Genomic DNA, 19,226 nt, shown 5'->3' on the forward strand with positions numbered 1-19,226 from the left:
ACCGCGGGGCTTGTGGCTGGGCTTTGTGGCTGATGGTTCAGCTGCCGGTGTTTTGTCTGGCGGCTTTGCGGGCGGCTACCCAGCCGGGCTTGGTGGTCTGGCGGCTGCGGCCAAGGGCCAGTGCACCTTCGGGGACCTCTTCGGTGATGCTGCTGCCGGCGGCTATGTAAGAGCCGGCGCCGATGGTGACGGGGGCGACGAGGGTGGAGTCGGAGCCGATGAAGGCGCCGTCGCCGATGATGGTGGGGTGCTTGTGGACGCCGTCGTAGTTGCAGGTGATGGTTCCGGCGCCGATGTTTACGTTGTCGCCGATGACGGCGTCGCCGAGGTAGCTGAGGTGGTTGGCCTTGGAGCCTTTGCCGACGATGGTCTTTTTGGTTTCGACGAAGTTGCCGATGTGGGCTGCTTCGCCGATGCGGCTCTCTGGACGAAGGCGGGCGTAGGGGCCGAGTATGGCTTTGTCGGCGATCTCGGAGCTGTCGAAGATGCAGCCGTTGTGGACCGTGACGTTGTCGCCGATGGTGGTGTTGGTGATGACGGAGTAGGAGCGGATGCGGGAGTCGCTGCCGATGTGGGTGGTGCCGAGGAGCTGGACGTAGGGCTCGATGACGGTGTCGGGGCCGATGGTGACGGTGGAGTCGATGACGCAGGTCTCGGGGCGGAAGATGGTGACGCCCTGGGCCATGAGGCGGTGGGCGGTGGCCAGGCGCATGGCGGCGTCGAGGTGCATCATCTCGGCGATGGTGTTGGCGCCGAGGACCTCGTCGACGCTGTCGGCTTTGATGGCGACTACCCGCTTGCCTTCGGCTACGAGCATGGCGGCGATGTCGGTGAGGTAGAACTCGCCGTGGGCGTTGTTGGTGGTGAGGGCATCGAGGCGGGCGAAGAGGGCTGCGGTTTCGAAGCAGTAGATGCCGGAGTTTATTTCGGGTGCGTTTCGTTGGTCGGGGCGGAGGGATTTCTGTTCGACGATGGCGGTGACTTCGGGTCTGTCTCCGGATGCGCGGAGGACGCGGCCGTAGCCAGTGGGGTCGGTTGGGACCGCGGTGAGGATGGTCATGGCGGCGTGTTCGCGGAGGTGGGTGTTGCGGAGGGCGGCGATGGTTTCGGGGCGGATGAGGGGGACGTCTCCGGAGAGGACTAGAAGATGTTGCGGGATTGGTTTGCCGGAGAGCTCGAAGTCAGCTTTGAGCATCTGGAGGGCGTGGCCGGTGCCGCGCTGCTCGGGCTGGAGGACGAACTGGACTCCGGTGGAGGCTACGGCGGTGCGTACGCGGTCGGCTTCGTGGCCGATGATGCAGAAGATGTGGTCAGCTCGCACGACGGTTTCGGCGGCGGCGATGACGTGGAGGAGGAGAGCGCGGCCGCCGATCTCGTGAAGGACTTTGGGGTGCTTGCTTTTGAGGCGTGTGCCTTTTCCGGCGGCCATGATGGCGATGGCGAATTCGTTGGAGTCCATAGAGGACTATGGTCTCATGCAGGGTGGTTTATCTCCAGTAGTAGAGCTCCCTGCGAGTAACCGTAGTGCGGCCCTGCAACGCAGTGGATGAGGATCGGTGAGAGTACGTTACGGATGGCGTGAGAGTAGTTCTTTTATTTCTTTGAGACTATCCGGCAGGCTAAGGCGCGAGATGCTGAGGGCGCAGCTCGAGATCAAGATCCTTGCCCATTCGTGTAACGAGGGGTAGCAGCGCGTGGATGTCGTCGAGAGAGGTGCGGAAGTTGACGATGCAGACGCGCAGAGCGAACTTTCCGTGGATGACGGCGTTGGAGAGATAGACTTCGCCGCTGTTTTGCAGACGAGTGAGAAGCTCTCGATTCAGATCGTCGAGGTAGGTCTGCGTTTTCTCGTCGCGAAGGGTGAGGTCGGGCGGGGCGTATCGGAAGGTGGTGATGCTGAGCGAGTGGGTAAGAGCTTCGAGGGCAGGGTGTTGCTTCACCTGTTGAAAGAGCGTTTGGGCGAGGCTGATATTGGCGGAGAGCATTTGCACGTAGCCTTCGCGCCCAGCATGCTGCAGGGCGAGCCAGACTTTGAGGGCTCGGAAGCCGCGCGAGTTTTGAGGGCCAAGATCGAAGTAGTTGATGGCCTCGGTTCCGAAGTGATAGTAAGGCGGGTGATAGGCGAAGGCGTCGCGGAGCTTGTCCGGATTGCGTACGAGTGCGCAGCCAGCTTCGAGAGGAGCGTACAACCATTTGTGCGGATCTACTGCGATGGAGTCTGCGAGTTTTAGCGCGGCGAGAGCGCTGGGAGCGTCAGGCAGGAGAGCGGCGAGAGCACCGTAGGCGCCGTCGACGTGAAACCAGAGATCAAATTCACGACAGACCGCAGCGAGTTCCGGCAGCGGGTCGATGGCGCCTGTGCTGACGGAGCCTGCGGTTCCGATAACGAGGAAGGGGCGCTCGCCTGCAGCGAGGTCGCGCCGGATCTGCTCTTTGAGTTCGGTCACGTCCATCTGCAGTTGATCGTTGGTGGAGATCCAGCGGATTGCGTCGGTTCCGAGGCCGGAGAGATCGGCAGACTTTTGAATCCAGGTATGAGTCTCTTTGGAACAGTAGAGACGGAGAGGGACGCCGTTCAGGCCGGAGGTGCGAAGGTTCCAATTCGCCTTGGCCTGACGCGCTGCGAGGAAGCAGACATGATTGGCCATGTTGCCACCGCTGACGAAGAGACCACCGCAGTCGGTGGGATAGTGGAGCAGATCGGCGATCCAGCGTATGGTCTGGGCTTCGATCTCGCTTGCGACTGGAGAGAGGAGCCAGGCTCCTACGTTGGGGTTGACTGTGGCGGCGAGGAGGTCGCCGAGCGCTCCGATGGGTGCGGCGGAGGAGGTGATGTATCCCCAGAAGCGGGGATGGCCGTTGAAGAGCGAGTGCTCGAAGAGCAGGCTGGCGGCCCGGTTGAGTATGAGCGCGGGCTCTTCGCCACGGTCGCTGAGGGGGCGATCTGCTTGAACGGCTTGCCGCACTAATGTTGGGGATTCCGCGGGGGTGACACGCTGTTGGGGAAGAGTCTCCAAAAACGTGGCGATCCGGTCGATGAGTTGATGGCCCACCTCTCGGAACTCCTGAGAGTCCATCGCCAGCGGAGAGACGCGCTTCGCCTCGCTGTTGCGTTCATGCATGATGAAACCTCCCCGGAATGGTACTAAAATTTCTGCCCGCGAGGAGGGTGCTCGATCCTGGAGTGGACTATTTGCTGCGCCACTTTGCGGTGAGTTGTTTGTCGGAGAGGGCTTTGATGAAGACGCCGCCTACTACGCTGCGGGCCTGGAAGCCTACTTGTTTGCCGGTTTTGGTGTCGTACCAGTCGGTGAGGGGGACGCGGGTTGGGGTTTCGTTGGTCCAGCGATAGATGGGGTCGATGATGGCGTTGAACTGGTCGGGGTTGGAGGCGAGGGTTGCGGTCCAGATGGACCAGTCGAGCTTGGTGTAGTCGGCGCGGCTGTCGAGGGGGAGGCCGTAGAGGTTGAGTTTGGTTAGGTAGAAGGCTACCTCGCTGTCGCGGACGCTGTTGGGGAAGAGGTTGTAGTCGAGGATCTTGTCCCAGACGAGGTTGTACTTCTGGCTCCAGGTGTTGGGGCTGTTGAAGGCGATCTTGTAGTGGTCCCCTTCCTTCGCCATCGTGATCCACTTTTGAGCCATCTCTTTTGCGGTGGCTTGATATTGCTTTGCGACGGACTCTTGTTTGAGGAGATGGGCCAGGTCGGCGTATGCGGCGAGGGCGTCGATGGCTTTGATGGAGAGGTTGGCGTTGTGGGCTACGTGACCGGCGAAGTCGTCGGTGGTGAGCTGGGTTTCGGGGTCGAGGCCGTGGATGTTCAGGTACTCGGCCCATTTGGTGAGCTGGGGCCAGTAGCGTTGGGCTAGTTGGGGTGTGCCTTCGGCGCGTGCTACGGCGTCGACGAGGATGATCATGTTGCCACTCTCTTCGACGGGCATCTGATCTTCTTCGGTTTCTTCGCCGCCGCCGTAGACCTGTCCGTTAGCGAGTGGGTATTGGCCGAGGTCGTGAGGGGAGAAGGGAACTTCCAGCGGGCGAGGGAGGAGTACTCGAGGACGGGGAGGAGCTGGGCTTCGAGGAGCTTCGGGTTGAAGAAGAGGAAGAACGGAGCTGAGGGATAGAGGACGTCGACGGTGGCGATGCAGCCGTTGGAGAAGTTCTCTTTGGCGAAGAGCATGGGGTCGCCGTTGGCGTCGGCTACGAGCTTGTGTGCGGCGATGGCCTGGCGGTAGGAGAGGATCGCGATGTAGGCGTAGTGCTCGCCGCCAACTTTGATTAGGTCGGCGGTGAGCTCTTTGTCGAATGCTTCTCCGCGTGATTCGAGTGCTGAGTATTGCTGTTCGGCTTGATCGAGCATCTGGTCTACGGGTTGGTTGTTGCGCTGCCAGTAGGAGCGGAGGTTTCGCTGGAGGTACTGGATGGCGTAGTTATCGGTGTAGGAGACGAGGACGTGGCGGGTGATGGGTTGTGCGGAGACGGAGCCGAAGTCGATGATGGCGGAGAGTGCAGAGGCGGAGTGGTCGGCGCGCTCGGGCATGTCCATGGTGTCGGTGGTTGAGAGCTGTCCGGTTGCGGCGAAGGCGGTGGCTGGATGTGGTGCGAGGTAGGTTGCGTAGTGCGCGTCTTTGGGGACTGCTAGATGGAAGTAGCCCCAGTCGATGCGGAGATCGTCGCCGGAGCGGTTGAGGATCTTTTGCTCCTGGGAGCCCGTGGAGAGGACGTTGAGCAAAGAGGTTTGGTTGCGGAAGGAGTTGACCTGCTGGCTGCGGTCGTTGACGGCGATGACGGGATCGGCGTCGAGGAGGACGGAGACTTGATGCGGTGTGGCGTCGGTCGATTCAGCGGTCCATGTGAGGTAGGTGACTGGGCGGGAGAGGACGTCGAGGTCGCTGAGGAGAGCTGGCGTGAAGAAAACGAGCCGGAGGGTGATGCCGTTCTGGCGAAACTCGTAGGTGGTGTGGGTTGGTGCGACGGAGTGAGCCGTCTGCTGCATGGCGGGGATGGTGTCGGGGTTGTGCCCGAGGAAGCGGAAGGGCTTGCCATCGATGCGGATGATGCCGGTGATGGGTTGTGGAGTGCCAGTCCAGTGGGTGGTGTCGGAGTCGGTGAGGTTGTCGGCGGTGGACCAGACGCTGAAGTAGGGGTCGTGGGTGATGAGCGGCGTTGCCGGAGGACGCTGGGCTGAGAGGGGGAGAGAGTTAAGCAGGAGCGAGGCAACACCTAGCAGAAACGCGTGCGAATTTTTTATGACGAACCTCCGGGACGATAACGCTTTCCAAGGATAGCGCCATCGTTCCCTTTGAGGGGAGTTCTGTGTGAACTGCGTGATTGGGTCCTGCCGGACGGGCGCCCTGCGCGGGCTGCGGTCACTTCGTGACTTGTGATTGCTTTGCGGGGTGCTCCCGTTGGTCGCTTATTCTGCGGGTTTGCCGCCTGGTGGGGGTGGAATGGTGATGTCCAGATTCTTTACGGTGCCTAGACCTAGTGTGGCCAGCGACGGTGTGATTTGCGATTCGTTGCCTACTACGATGACTGCGAGTTTGCTGGTGTCGATGTACTTGTTGGCTACGCGAGAGACGTCGGCGGAGGTGACCTTCTCGATGCCGGATTTGTACTTTTCGAGAGTGTCGACAGGATAGCCGTAGAAGGCGAGGGTGACTTGTTCGCCTAGCGTTTTATCGGGAGAATCGTAGTGGAAGACGAAGGAGTTGAGGACCTGGTCTTTGGCCTTGCTGAGTTCGGCGGGGGTGGGTGGTTCTGTTTTGAGGCGGTCGATCTCGGCGAGGAGAGCCTTGGTTGCGGCTACGGTGGTGGCGCTCTTGGTTGCGGCTTCGACGACGAAGATGCCGGGGTGGTCGTAGGAGGCGCCGTAGTTTCCTTCGACGGTGTAGGCGAGACCGAGTTTGGTGCGGACGTCCTGGACGACGCGGGAGCCGAAGCCCCCGGAGAAGACCTGGTTCATAACGGAGAGGGCGTAGTAGTCGGGGTTGCTGCGCTCGGTGCCGAGGCCGACGATGATGACGTTGGATTGGTTGACGTCATCTTTGGAGACGAAGTTGACGGTGGGTCTGGGGTCGGTGAAGGTGGCTTTGAAGGACTGGAAGCGCTGGCCGCGTGGGATGGGCGCGAAGGCGGCGCGGAGTCTGGCTTCCATGGCTGCGGAGTCGAAGTCGCCTGAGAGAGCGACGATGATGTTGCTGCCGACGACGGTGTGGGTGTGCCAGGCGTTGAGGTCGGCGAGGGTTACGGCTTCTACGGTCGAGTACTCGAGTTCGCGTGCGTAGGGGTTGTGGGGGCCGTAGGCGATCTTCGCGGCTTCGCGAGTGGCGATGCTGCCGGCGTCGTCGTTGCGGCGAGCGATGCCGGTCTCAAGCTGCTGCCTGGCGAGTTGGAGTTTGTCATCTTTGAAGGTGGGATGGAGGAGGAGGTCGATGGCGGATGCGAAGACGGTGTCGAAGTCGCCTTTGAGGCTTGACCAGGCCATGGAGGTGGAGGCGGTGCCGCCGCTGGTTTCGATGGACGCGGCTTTGGCCTCGAGGACGTCGTCGAGCTTGTCGCCGTCGATGGTGGCGGTGCCGCTGGTGCGCCAGGTTTCGCCGTAGAGGGAGGTGAGTCCTACCTTTGCATTGGGCTCATCGCGGCTGCCGCCTCGGATGAGGATGGTGCCGTTGATGAAGGGGAGCTCGTGGTCTTCCTGAAGGAAGAGGACTACGCCGTTTTCGAGTTCGACGCGGTGGGGTTGTGCGGGTTTGAAGGCGGGGAGGGGTGGTATGGGGATTTGTTTCCACGGTTGTGCTTGTGTGGTGGCTGTTGCTGCTGGTGCGGTTTGTGCAGAGGCAGCGAGAGTGGTTAGCAGCCATGAAGAGACGACGACGGTGAAGGCTAGCTTTGAAAAGCCGGCTGCTAATTTTCGCCGACGTGGATTGAGAGCCGGCAACGACAAGAGCAAAGACGAAATACGGTGGTCTCTCCACTGCGCCGCGCGATGAGGCCGCGCGGCTTCGGTCGAGATGACGATTCTTTGCTGGGGTGTGCGGAGTTTTTTGGCCATTTCGGAGAGCTGGTTCATTTCGTACCTCCGGCGGTCTCAGCGGTCTGCGCTGGGGGTGCGGTGAGCATGGAGGTTCCTGGAGTTCCTGTTCCTGCGCCTTCTGCGGCTTGCGGGGCTTTGCGTTGGGGTGGGACGAATTCGATTCGTGCGCTGGTGCGGTTGCTGTCGGTGAAGATTTTGTTGGCGACGCGGCGGATGTCGGATTTCTTGACGGCGTCGATCTTTTGGAGCTGGTTGAAGAGCTCGCGCCAGTCGCCGAAGCGGGTTTGGTACTCGGCTAGTTGATGGGCCAGGCCTTCGTTGTCGGCGAGGCCGCGGAGGAGGTCGGCGCGGGAGCGGGTCTTGTAGCGTTCGAGTTCGGCGTCGGTGACGTCTTCGTTTTTGAGGCGGTCGAGTTCTTTGTGGATGGAAGCGCGCATCTCTTCAGGCGTGTGGCCGGGGAGGGGACGGCGTAGACGGCGAAGAGGCCGGGGTACTTGTCGCCGGGGAAGCCGCTGAAGCCCTGGGCTTCGGCAGCGATGGACTGGTCGCGAACGAGAGAGCGATAGAGGCGAGCGGTGCGGCCGTTTGAGAAGATGTCGGAGATGGCGTCGTAGGCGGAGTCGTCGGGGTCGAGGTAGTCGGGACGATGGTAGCCCTCGATGTAGAAGGGCTGGGTGGCTTCGCGGATGGTGACGGATTTTTCGGAGACCTGCGGCGGCTCGACGGTGGTCATGGGCTCGGGGCGCGGGGCGGCGGGGATGGGAGCGAAGTAGCGCTCGAGCACGGGCATGGTCTTGGAGGCTTTGAGGTCGCCTACGACCGCGATGACGATGTTCGCGGGGACGTAATATTTTTCGTGGAAGGTGGTGGCTTCGGTGGCGGAGACCTGGCTGATCTCGCTCTCCCAGCCTACGCCGGGGCGACGGTAGGGATGGGCGACGTAGGCGGTGGCGAGGAACTGCTCGACCATGCGGCCGACGGGGAGGAGTCAGAGCGCATGCGGCGCTCTTCCTGGACGACGTTGCGCTCCTTGTAGAACTCGCGCTCGACGGGATGGGCGATGCGCTGGCTTTCGAGATAGGCCCAGAGCTCGAGGCGGTTGGAGGGCATGCTCCAGAAGTACTGGGTGGAGTCTTCCGTGGTGTTGGCGTTGATGCCTACGGCTCCGTTCTCTTCGGCGATCTGGGAGAACTGGTTGGGGATGACGTATTTTTGTGCCTCGGCCTGCGCATCCTGAAACGATTTGAGGAGTTGCGCCAGTTTTTCTGCATTCTGGCCTACGCGCTTGCGATACTCGGCGTCGTAGGCTGCGTAGGTGGTTTCGACTTTGGCGAGGGCGATCTTTTCTGCTGGGTAGTCGGTGGTGCCGATCTCGGTGGTGCCCTTGAAGGCCATGTGTTCGAACATGTGGGCGATGCCGCTGGCGCCGTCGGGGTCGTCGGCGGAGCCTGCATCGACGAGGGTGTAGAAGCTGAAGACGGGGGCTTCGGGGCGCTCGCAGATGACGAGGGTGAGGCCGTTGGGGAGAACTTTGACGGTGGTGCGCTTTTCGAAGCTTGCGAGGTCCTGTGCCTTCGCTGCCGAGGTTAGAGCGATTGCACATGCAGCAATCATCGCAATGGGGGCGATTCTACGTTTTACCTTTACCAAAAGCCCTCCGCAGACTTTGTGAGTCAAGAGTTCCACTATATCGAAGCCCGGGGCCGGGCTCTATTACCGGGGGCCGAATAAGGCGTTCCATATTTGACGTATGAGACGCCAGATTTGCTTCAACAGGCTCTCGGCCTCTGCCTGGATGTTGGTTACGACAGCGGAGAGGAACTGCTCGCGTGTCCAGGCGTTGCGGGCGGCGCTGGGGCCTCGACGAAGACAACGGGCTGCAGCCTCTGTCCATGAGCCGGACTCGACGGCGGCGATGAGGTGCGGGAAGTCTTTGAAGAGGCCTGCGGGGCCGAGGTTGTAGATCATGTCGAGCAGTGCGAGCTTTGCGCCGTCGGGGAGGGTGTCGTAGTGGGGGAGATGTGTGCGGAGGGTGGCTTCGAAGCCCTGGAGGACTGAGGTCAGTTTTGCGTCGATGGTCTGCTGGGGCAGTTCGAGGCAGTTAGGGGATTTGTAGAAGGCGGAGGCTCGGCCCTGGGGAAGGGAGTCGACGCGGGCGTACTCGGCGGCGATCTCTTGTGACGTAGCTGGGCGGCTGCCGAGGAGGAAGGGGAGGGACTCGGCGGCGTTGGCGTCGGGGAGCATGAGGCCGACGCCGACGGTGATTTTGCCTACCGTGTCGCGATACATCCACGGGATGCAGCCTTCGAACTCTTTTAATTTTGTTAGCGATTGCTCTAAGTAGGTCGCCACGATTTTCAGGCTAGCATGCGCGCGCCTCTTGAGTTGGGAGAGGAGTTGAATACCGTTTCCGAAACAATAATTCAAAGTATCTACAAAATGCTTGACCTCCAGTGATATAAAGACTCGTCGCCAAAGATGTCAAGCGATGGGCGGCTCAAGATTCGAACGACAGTGCGACGTTCGAGTTTGCCCAGTTCGTATGTTTTGATATGGTTTCGCCTATTGATCTTATGAGACACGAAAGCTAAACGATGCCCACCACACATTCGGCTCGATTCACCTTTACCCGCAGACAGAGCGCGTCGAACAAAACGCCTCGCCAGATCAACCGGAACCTTGTCTTCAATCTGATTCGGACTCGTCAGCCACTCTCTCGTGCCGATCTTGCCCGCGTCTCCGGCCTGCAGCGGAGCACGGTCTCGCTGATCGTCGAAGACCTTATCAAGGAGAAGTGGATTCTGGAGGGTTCGACGGGGCGGCCACCTCGCGGTCGCAGACCGACTTTTCTCGAATTGAATCATCAGCGTGCTGTGATTGCGCTGGATATTCATCCGTCGCAGACGACGGTTGCGGTGACCGACCTTGGCGGGAAGATTGTGGCGCAGAATGTGGTGGAGTTGCCGGAGGATCCGAAGAAGGCGATTCAGCCGATTATTTCTGCGATTCGCAAGCTGATTGCGGCGCATAGCGACAAATCGTTTGACGGAATTGGCATCAGTCTGCCGGGCCGTGCTGACCCTCTCCGGGATGAGCCGATCTTTGTGCCGAATTTGAAGTGGCCTATCTCGAGTATCAAGTCGCGCATTCAAAAAGCTACGGGGTTGCGCGTTGAGATGGACAACGTCGCGAATGCATGCGCGCTGTCGGAGGTTTGGTTCGGCGACAGCGACGGCTTGCATGACCTGGTGGTGGTGAATGTTTCGGAGGGAATTGGAACGGGGATCTTTGCCAATGGGCAGTTGCTTCGCGGCGCGAACGGCATGGCTGGAGAGTTTGGCCATGTGCAGATGGAGATGAACGGGCCGCGGTGCGGTTGCGGGGGGCGAGGGTGCTGGGAGACTGTCAGCTCAAATCGCGCGGGGCTGCGCTACTACGAGGAGATGAGTGGGGCGAGTGCGCCGCCTACCTTTGCTGCGCTGGTGAAGATGGCGCAGTCCCATGATGTCCATGCGGTCAAGGCGCTCGAGAAGATGTCGTCGTTTCTTGGACGCGGGTTGAGGATGGTTGCCAATGCGCTGGCTCCGAGTGAGATCGTGGTGGTTGGGGATATTACGGCTGCGTGGTATCTGTTCGGGCCGATCGTTGAGTCTGAACTCAAACAGAATGCGCTTTCGAAGGCGCCGAGGTTGCGGCCTGCCTTTGAAGGAAACACGGCGCGGTTGCGGAGTGCAGTCGCGCTGGTAATGAATGGGAGTCTGGTTTAGGAATGATGTTTTTCTGGAATTTTGTGGTGCTGCGGCGGTGGGTTCCCGGCAAGATTTCGCGAAGTGGGTTGGCGGCGAGAGTTTCGCGTGGCTTTGCTCTTGGTGTACTTGTCGGGGCTGTTTCGATGACGGCCTTTGCACAGTCTGCGCCGGAAGTAGCTTCGACAGCGAAGGTTGTGCCGGTGGACGGTAACGCCGCGGGGGATGCTCCGGATGATCCTGGGCCACCGGCGACGGGACTTTCGACGGAGTTGAAGCCGAAGGCGATCGATGCGGCGATAAAGAAGGTTGCCGACTGGCAGGTTGCTTATGCGGAGCCCCACTTCAATAAGCAGTGGACCTTTGCTGCGCTCTATGACGGTCTGCTGGCGGCTTCGAAGACTACCGGTGATCGGAAGTATCGTGATGCTGTTCTGCATCTGGCGGAACTGTCGGAGTGGACGCTGCTCGATGCGCGGTTTCCTCACGCAGATGATCAGGCTTTAGGGCAGGCTTACCTGGATCTCTATCGCGAAGACTCGCAGCCCGTGCGGATGGCAGACACGAAGGCGATTATGGATCGTCTGATTATGCGGGAAGACGATTCGAATAAGCTGCTTTGGTGGTGGTGCGATGCGCTGTTCATGTCGCCGCCGGTGCTTTCGCGCATGTATGAGATTACGAAAGATCGGAAATATCTCGACTACATGGATCACGAGTGGTGGCTAACTTCGGGGAGCCTCTATAACCAGCAGGAGCATCTTTATTTTCGCGACAGCCGCTACGTTACGCAGAAACAGGCGAACGGAAAGCCGATCTTCTGGTCGCGCGGCAATGGCTGGGTGATGGGTGCGCTGGTCAACGTGCTGCGGATCATGCCGGCGGACTATCCTGCGCGACCGAGGTATGTGGCACAGTTTCGTGAGATGGCCGGGAAACTGGCGGCGATTCAGAGTCCGGATGGGTTGTGGCGATCGGGGTTGTTGGACCCTGAGTCTTACGACCTGCCGGAGGTGTCTGGGTCGGCGTTTTTTACGTTTGCGATTGCGTATGGGATCAACGAGAAGATTCTCGATCGCAAGACGTATCTCCCGGTGGTGGAGAAGTCGTGGAAGGGGATGCTTGGGCATATCTATGCTGATGGACGCTTGGGTTCGATTCAGCCGATCGATGGGCAGCCGGGCAAGTTCAAGCCTTCTGCGAGCTATGTGTATGGTGTCGGTGGGTTCCTGATGGCGGGTTCGGAGATGCATCGACTGGCTGCGTCGAAGCACTAGCGCTTTGTGCGGGGTCAATTCCCGACGCCAATGTTGGGCGCGGACAAATCGAGGCGCTACGGTCGGGTGATGCTAACGTGCGATGAGTACCGCTACACTGGATAGTATGGGAACGGAATCGAGATAGTGAGCGCGACTGCACGAACCAAAGGTCCGGACATGCGGGTGACCGTCGCCGGTGTTGAGTTTAGCTCGCCGGTGATTGCGGCAAGCGGAACCTTCGGTTATGGGGTCGAGTTCGAGGATATTGTCTCTCTGGATCGCATAGGAGGGTTCGTCACGAAAGGGCTTTCGCGCGAGTCGATGGCAGGCAACCCGGCTCCGAGAATCATAGAGACCGCCGCCGGGATGATGAATGCGATTGGGCTGCAGAACATGGGGGTTCGCGCCTTTATCGCTGAAAAACTTCCCAAGCTGAGGAAGATCACAGGCACGGTGATTATTGCGAACGTCTTCGGGTTCACCATCGAGGATTGCGTTGAGGTCATCCAAGCTCTGAACGATGCCCCCGATGTAGCGATGTATGAGCTGAATGCGAGTTGCCCGAATACCAGCCACGGAGGGATGGTCTTCGGGACAGATCCGCCGCAGCTTTGGGAGTTGGTGGCGCGGTGCAAGGCAGCTGCTCGCAGGCCTCTGATGGTCAAGCTCTCACCCAATGTTACGGATATTGGATTGATGGCACGCGTCGCAGCGGACGGGGAGCTGACGCGGTTTCACTCGTCAACACCTTCGTCTCTCTGGCGATTGATGTTGAGACGCGTCGTCCTCGTATCGCCAATATCACCGGAGGACTCTCCGGCCCGGCGATCAAGCCCATTGCGGTGCGGATGGTGCATGAGGTTTCAAAGAATGTGACGATCCCTATCGTTGGCATGGGAGGAGTTGTTCGGGCTGAGGACGCGGTGGAGTTCATGATGGCCGGAGCGACTGCGGTACAGGTTGGGACGGCCAGTTACGCAGATCCGCGTGCAGTGGAGAATGTCGCCAATGGGCTGAAGCGTTGGTGCATTACGCACCAGATTCTGCACGTAAGCTCGCTGACTGGTTCGGCTCTGCTGTGACGATAGGTTGTAGCCTGTGCTGGCTTAGAATAGTCAGGTGATGATTGAACACGACGTCGCTTCCTTAGCTGCTCCTACCGATCTTCGGCAGATCCGCCGCGCTCTACTCTCTGTTACCGATAAAACTGGGCTTGTTGATTTTGCTCGAAGTCTCGCATCGTTCGGCGTGGACCTGGTTTCAACAGGGGGACTGCCCGTGCGCTACGAGAAGCCGGTCTCCCTGTTCGCGATATTAGCGACTTGACCGGATTTCCCGAGATGCTCGATGGCCGTGTGAAGACCCTACATCCGAAGGTTCACGGTGGAATTCTGCATATTCGTGATAACGCGGAACATATGGCTTCGGTTGCTGAGCACCAGATAGAACCGATCGATATGGTGGTGGTGAACCTGTACGCGTTCGAGAACACGGCGAATCGTCCGGGGTTGCTTTCGCGGAGGTGATCGAAAATATTGATATTGGTGGACCGTCGATGGTTCGTTCGGCAGCCAAGAACTTCGCGGACGTCGCGATTGTCACCTCGGTTGGGGACTATTCTCGATTGGCGGAGGAGATGGCCGCGAACTCCGGTCGTTTGAGTCACTCGACACGCTGGAGGCTCGCCAAGACGGCCTTCGCGGTGACTGCGGCATACGATGCAGGCATAGCGACGGCGCTGGAAAGCATTGAGACGCCGAGCGGCAAAGCTATCTTTTCGCGAGAGCAGTTACCTACAACTATTCGGGTCAATGATCCGCTTCTCAAATCGCTTCGCTACGGAGAAAATCCGCACCAGAAGGCTGCGCTCTATACAGACGGCAGCGGAAAAGGTGTGGCGAACGCCAAGCAGTTGCAAGGGAAAGAACTCAGCTACAACAACATTGTGGATCTGGACGCCTGCTGGGAGTTGGTCAGTGAGTTCGATGAGCCGGCTGTGGTCATCATCAAACACACGAATCCTTGTGGAGCTTCGACCGGAGCTACCGTTGCGGAAGCCTACCGCCGGGCACTTGAGGCCGATCCGGTGTCGGCCTTTGGTGGAGTAATTGGGGTTAACCGTGAGGTGGATGCAACAGCAGCGGAGGAGATTGCCAAGCTGTTCGTGGAGGCGATCGTCGCGCCCTCATTCACCAGCGAGGCGCTGGAACGTTTTGGCGCGAAGAAGAATCTTAGGCTCCTCGAGATCTCGCCTGCTGATACCCCACGCGTCTTGAAGCAGGTTTCAGGTGGGATGCTGGTGCAGGATGCCGATCGGTTGCGTATCAGCGAAGGGGGCTTCAGGTCGTCTCCAAACGAGCCCCCACTGCCGAGGAGTTGCGTGCTTTGCTCTTTGCCTGGCGTGTATGCAAGCACGTCAAATCGAACGCGATCGTCTACGCTCGTTTCAGCGGCGGACATGGCCAGACGGTCGGCATCGGGGCGGGCCAGATGAGCCGGGTGGATGCGGCACGCTTCGGTGCAATGAAAGCCGTGCTGCCGCTAAACGGCTCAGTTGCAGCCTCTGACGCATTTTTTCCTTTCGCTGATGGCCTGGAAGTTGTAGCGCAGGCTGGTGCTACGGCGGTGATTCAGCCCGGGGGTCGGTACGGGATGCCGAGGTGATCGAGGCTGCAGACCGACTGGGAGTGGCGATGGCGTTTACAGGGGTCAGGCACTTTCGCCATGGATAATGTTCCAGATTTGGGCTAATGACGGATATAATCACCGCCATGCTGCGCAAACGGCTAGTCTGGGCCTCCTGCATCCAATCCGCAGGCGGCGTCGTCTAACCAGTGTCTAGTCGCGCAGTATCGACTTCCATTCCGTCGGCACAGGAAACTACATCATGACACTTCTTTTACGTGCCTCCTCCATTCGCCATCTCCGGCTGATTCCCGCTGCGGCGCTTTTTTTGTTTCGCACACGATGATCGCTCAGGCTCCAGTCGCTGCGAAGGGTTTGGTTGCAACTTCGGTTCAACCTGATCGTGCCTCTTCGTACTACCATTACGGGTTGGCGCGGCTCTACGAAGATATGGCCGTGAATGCGGGGCGGTCGGACTATGCAACACAGGCTGTGGAGCAATACAAGTTGGCTTTGGATGCCGATCCGACTTCGCGCCTTCTGCAGGATGGTCTGGCCGATCTTTACTTCAAGATCGGTCGCATTCGTGAGGCTGTAACGGCTGCGCAGGACCAGGTGACCAAGAACCCTGATGATATTGAAGCCCATACCTTGCTGGGAAAGGTTTATCTGCGTTCGCTTGGAGACATGCAAAGCTCTCAGTCCGGACAGATGCTTCAACTCGCGATTGCAGAGTACGAAAAGCTTGCTCAGCTGAAGCCGAATGATGTGGAGACGCGTCTCTTGCTGGGTCAGTTATATGGACTGAATCACGACTCGGGAAAAGCCGAGGCTCAGTTCAAGGCGGCGCAGGGGATTGATGCGAATTCGGAGGAGGTTGCGCTTAATATGGCGCGCCTCTATAGCGAGCAGGGAGATCCGAAGCGTGCCGCCGATGTGCTCAGCGCTATTCCGGTCGACGATCGGTCACCGCGTGTCGAGTTCGCGTTGGGTGCGAGCTATGAGCAGCTGAAGAGGAATAAGGATGCGATCGCTGCGTATCACCGGGCTCTGGACCTTGAGCCGGATAATCTGGACACGGAACGCGGCCTCGCGAACGCGTTGCTTGCCGATGGGCAGTTGGATGAGGCGCTGAAGGTGTTGAACGGGATTGTCGCCGCTGAGCCGCAAGACGCCCAGTCGCAGATCCATATCTCCGAGATCGAGCGGAGACAAGGGCATTATGACGACGCGCTGAAGACACTCGATAAGGCTAAGCCGCTGGCTCCGGACTCGCTTGAGCTTAGTTACAATGAGGCTCTTATCTACGACTCGCTGGGTCGTTATGACGATGCGATTGGGGTGCTCGTCAAGCTGGTGGCTGACACTTCGCATCCCGATGGAAAGTACACGGATGGAGAGAAGGCCAATCGCTCGATCTTCCTGGATCGGCTGGCGATCATCTATCGTGAGGAGAACAAGACTGCAGACGCTGTTGCTGCCTACAAGCAAGTAGCTGCGCTTGGTGGCGATTACGTCAAGACTGGTTATCAAGGCCAGATCGATGCCTATCGCGATGCTCATCAGTGGAAGGAAGCCACTGCGAGTGCTGCGGAGGTTGCGAAGCTGATGCCGAACGATCACGGGATCCAGTTGATGTATGCCGGCCAGCTTGCCGATACAGGTTCGGTTGATGAAGGTATCGCGTTGGCGAATGCGCAGTTGGCGGCGACGAAGGGAACTCCGGACGAGCGTGACTCGCATCTGGCTTTGGCCCAGATTCATACTCGTCTGAAGCGTTACCAGGAAGCGTCTGCGGAGCTGACGAGCGCTGATGCACTGGCGACGAAGCCCGATGAGAAGCTCTACGTGGCGTTTCTGCGAGGTGCGCTTTACGACCGCCAGAAACAGTACGATCTGGCCGAAGCAGAGTTTCGCAAGGCTCTTGCGATTGATCCGCAGAACGCGACAGTTCTGAACTATCTTGGCTACATGCTGGCTGATCGCGGGGTTCGACTTCCAGAAGCTCTGACGCTCATCCGCAAGGCTGTTGAGCTCGATCCGCAGAATGGCGCGTTTCTGGATTCGTTGGGTTGGGTTTATTACAAATCCGGTCAATATGCTTTGGCAGAGGAAAATTTGCGCAAGGCGAATGAGCGAATCAACACCGACCCCACCGTGCATGACCATCTCGGCGAGGTCTATGAGAAGACTGGGAACCTGAAGATGGCGGTGGTGCAGTGGGAGCGCTCGATGACCGAATATGCTCGTTCGCTGCCCGCGGATGCCGATCCCGCGGATGTTGCGAAGGTCCAGCATAAGCTCGAAAACGCGCGCGTAAAGCTGGCGAAGGTCGGAACCGTCTCCGTGAAATAGAGCCCTAGCGGCAAGCGTGTGAGGCTCCTCGAGCGAATCTCGAGGAGCCTCGCGCCGTTTACACTAGAGTTGACTATGGCACTCAATCTTCATCGCTGCGCGGTCGTTGCCGATCCGGGCGACCAGCTGCTGACTCGTGTGTACCCTGCACCCTTTCGGCCTTCGCGGACGCCGTTCCAGCGCGACCGGGAGCGTATTGTGCAGGCTCGCGCCTTCCGGCGACTCGCGGGGAAGACGCAGGTCTTTACCAGTCGCGCCTCGGATCACTTTCGGAGTCGCCTGACGCACACGATTGAAGTCGCCCAGATCGCTCGGGCGGCAGCAGCGGCGCTTGGTCTGCAGGAAGATCTGGCCGAGACGCTGGCGCTGGTTCACGACATCGGACATCCGCCATTCGGACATGCGGGGGAGCGGGCGCTGGATCAGTGCCTGAAGCGTCATGGCCGTGGGTTTGACCACAACATTCATGCACTGCGCATCGTCGATCACTTTGAGCAGCGATATGCGGCGCATCGCGGACTGAATCTGACGCTGGGCGTTCGCGAGGGCATCATCAAACACTCTCGTGACTACAGCATCGAGAAGCATCCGGATCTTACAGGGTTGCTGCTGGATCAGCGACCGCCGCTGGAAGCGCAGTTGATCGATCTAGCCGACGAGATCGCCTATCTTACGGCTGATCTTGACGACGGCGTCGAGTCGGGACTGCTTGAGATCGGCCATATCTGCGAGCATGTGGAGATCGTCGCGCGGTGCTACAAGACGGTTGAGAGAGAACATGTTGGCGTCGACGAGAAGTTCCTGTTCAACGAGGCGTTGCAGTTGATGCAGAACGTTCTTACCGACGATCTGATTGAAAATACGGCGCGAAACGTGGTGGCCATAGGTGCCCAGACGCTTGCCGACGTTCGCAGACATTCCAGCCGGCTGGCGCTGTTTTCGCCTGAGGTTGAAGCGGAGCGTCTGCAGGAGAAGCAGTATCTTTACGACACGCTTTACACCTGCCCGGCGCTCGAACACGAGCATGATAAGGCGGAAGAGGTAGTCACGGTGCTCTTCGACTACTGGATCAACGATCCGGAGGAGTTGCCGGTGAGCCACTTCGAGTCGGTGGAGAACCAGGGTCTGGCTCGCGTGGTGGCCGACTATATTGCCGGGATGACGGACAGCTTCATTCTGCTGCAGTATGCGCAGATCAAGCGAGCTGTTCGCCGGTAGAGCGTCGGGTGATTAATAAATGTGAGCCGCTGCTTTCGAGAGGCGGTACACTTTCAGCCACATGAGCTTCAGTGCGGCTAATATCACGGCGCTTGTGATTGCTGCCAGCTTTGCGGCTGGGCTGAATATCTATGCTACGGTGCTGACGCTTGGGCTGCTTGCGCGTACACAGTGGGTTGCGCTGCCTCCTGGTCTGGACTCGTTGGGGCACACCTGGGTTCTGGTGGTGTGCGGGATTATGTTCGCGATCGAGTTCGTGGCCGACAAGATTCCGGCGTTTGATCTGGTCTGGAACGCTTTGCATACGTTTGTTCGAATTCCTATCGCTGCGCTGGTGGCGTACCAGGCGAGTTCGCAGCTGTCACCGCAGATGCAGGTGCTGGCTACGGCGATCGGCGCTGCGGTGGCGTTGGCGGCGCATGGATCGAAGACTGCTTTGCGGGCCGCGGTAACGCCGAGTCCGGAGCCGGTGTCGAATATAGCGCTTAGCTCAGCCGAGGATGTTACGGCGGTGGGGCTGACCTGGTTTGCGACACATCATCCTGTGGTTGCTGCGTCTATTGCCGTGGTTTGCCTGGCGGCGGCTTTACTGGCTGCCAGGGCGCTGCTGCGGGCGATCCAGAGACCGCTTCGGCGGCTGCTCGGCACCGATTTGGAAGAGGCCCAGAGGCCGGTTAAACCGCTGCCTTAGGGGCCTGGGGTACCCCCTATTACCAGCGTGTAAGTCTCTTATTATCATTAAGTTATGGCTCGTCATCTCCGGTAAAAATTTGATTCCAATAGGGTTACTTGCAGGTTCGTGTAAACAAAAGGGTTATGCCGCTAAAGTGAAAATCCCTCCGGGTTCGGAGGGATTTCTTAGTTCTGGTTCCAGTATAGCGGGTGGGTGATAACTTATACGCCACTCGTATGTTATTGAAAAAGATTGGGTTGTATGCGGGAGGGGCTTGACAAGGCTCTCTGTCCTGCCGGACGGGCGCCCTGCGCGG

The 19,226-nt window shown here is 59.3% G+C and carries 13 protein-coding genes and 2 pseudogenes; 8 read left to right on the plus strand and 7 right to left on the minus strand.

The features are described from left to right. Positions 1-37: 37 nt before the first annotated feature. The 7 genes and pseudogenes from glmU to RBB80_RS18040 all read right to left on the minus strand — a co-directional run bounded on the left by glmU (position 38) and on the right by RBB80_RS18040 (position 9,386). On the minus strand, positions 38-1,459 hold the full coding sequence (gene glmU, locus RBB80_RS18010; RefSeq protein WP_433963859.1) for a bifunctional UDP-N-acetylglucosamine diphosphorylase/glucosamine-1-phosphate N-acetyltransferase GlmU: 1,422 nt from the start codon (positions 1,457-1,459) through the stop codon (positions 38-40). A 160-nt stretch (positions 1,460-1,619) separates the two neighbouring features. Further along, on the minus strand, positions 1,620-3,122 hold the full coding sequence (locus RBB80_RS18015; protein ID WP_433963860.1) for a pyridoxal phosphate-dependent decarboxylase family protein: 1,503 nt from the start codon (positions 3,120-3,122) through the stop codon (positions 1,620-1,622). Positions 3,123-3,189: 67 nt separating this feature from the next. Then, positions 3,190-5,330: pseudogene (locus RBB80_RS18020) on the minus strand (glutaminase domain-containing protein). An 84-nt stretch (positions 5,331-5,414) separates the two neighbouring features. Then, positions 5,415-7,070 carry a M16 family metallopeptidase gene (locus RBB80_RS18025; RefSeq protein WP_433963861.1) on the minus strand — a complete coding sequence of 552 codons (1,656 nt, stop codon included), beginning with the start codon at positions 7,068-7,070 and terminating at the stop codon, positions 5,415-5,417. A gap of 259 nt (positions 7,071-7,329) precedes the next feature. Next, a complete protein-coding gene (locus RBB80_RS18030) occupies positions 7,330-8,004 on the minus strand; it encodes a M16 family metallopeptidase (RefSeq protein ID WP_433963862.1) in 675 nt (224 codons plus the stop codon). Beyond that, the gene (locus tag RBB80_RS18035) at positions 7,944-8,684 is read right to left on the minus strand and encodes a M16 family metallopeptidase (RefSeq protein ID WP_433963863.1); all 741 of its coding nucleotides are present in this window, start codon (positions 8,682-8,684) and stop codon (positions 7,944-7,946) included. The genes RBB80_RS18030 and RBB80_RS18035 overlap by 61 nt, the downstream gene beginning before the upstream one ends. Positions 8,685-8,747: 63 nt before the next feature. Further along, the gene (locus tag RBB80_RS18040; RefSeq protein ID WP_433963864.1) at positions 8,748-9,386 is read right to left on the minus strand and encodes a glycoside hydrolase family protein; all 639 of its coding nucleotides are present in this window, start codon (positions 9,384-9,386) and stop codon (positions 8,748-8,750) included. Between the two features lie 242 nt (positions 9,387-9,628). Here RBB80_RS18040 and RBB80_RS18045 point away from each other — a divergent pair, with 242 nt between their 5' ends. The 8 genes and pseudogenes from RBB80_RS18045 (at position 9,629) to RBB80_RS18080 (ending at position 18,928) form a co-directional block, all read left to right on the plus strand. Further along, entirely contained in the window at positions 9,629-10,801 is a 1,173-nt protein-coding gene (locus RBB80_RS18045; protein ID WP_433963865.1) for an ROK family transcriptional regulator, read from the plus strand. Positions 10,802-10,803: 2 nt separating this feature from the next. After that, positions 10,804-12,057: a glycoside hydrolase family 88/105 protein gene (locus RBB80_RS18050; RefSeq protein ID WP_433963866.1), complete on the plus strand. Its 1,254-nt coding sequence runs from the start codon at positions 10,804-10,806 to the stop codon at positions 12,055-12,057. 126 nt (positions 12,058-12,183) lie between these two features. Then, positions 12,184-12,915, plus strand: coding sequence for a dihydroorotate dehydrogenase (locus RBB80_RS18055; RefSeq protein WP_433963867.1), 732 nt, complete (start codon positions 12,184-12,186; stop codon positions 12,913-12,915). After that, positions 12,804-13,121 (plus strand): HisA/HisF-related TIM barrel protein, encoded by a 318-nt coding sequence (locus tag RBB80_RS18060; protein WP_433969736.1) that lies wholly within the window; start codon positions 12,804-12,806, stop codon positions 13,119-13,121. Before RBB80_RS18055 ends, RBB80_RS18060 begins: the two co-directional genes overlap by 112 nt. A 40-nt stretch (positions 13,122-13,161) precedes the next feature. Further along, a pseudogene (gene purH / locus RBB80_RS18065) lies at positions 13,162-14,771 on the plus strand (bifunctional phosphoribosylaminoimidazolecarboxamide formyltransferase/IMP cyclohydrolase). Positions 14,772-15,006: 235 nt separating this feature from the next. Beyond that, a complete protein-coding gene (locus tag RBB80_RS18070; protein WP_433963868.1) occupies positions 15,007-17,019 on the plus strand; it encodes a tetratricopeptide repeat protein in 2,013 nt (670 codons plus the stop codon). Positions 17,020-17,094: 75 nt separating this feature from the next. After that, entirely contained in the window at positions 17,095-18,237 is a 1,143-nt protein-coding gene (gene dgt / locus RBB80_RS18075) for a dGTP triphosphohydrolase (RefSeq protein WP_433963869.1), read from the plus strand. A gap of 61 nt (positions 18,238-18,298) precedes the next feature. Further along, positions 18,299-18,928, plus strand: a complete 630-nt coding sequence (locus tag RBB80_RS18080) for a DUF4126 domain-containing protein (RefSeq protein ID WP_433963870.1) — start codon at positions 18,299-18,301, stop codon at positions 18,926-18,928. Positions 18,929-19,226: the final 298 nt, after the last annotated feature.

The sequence above is a fragment of the Tunturiibacter gelidiferens genome (assembly GCF_051013345.1).
Taxonomy (GTDB): domain Bacteria; phylum Acidobacteriota; class Terriglobia; order Terriglobales; family Acidobacteriaceae; genus Edaphobacter; species Edaphobacter gelidiferens_A.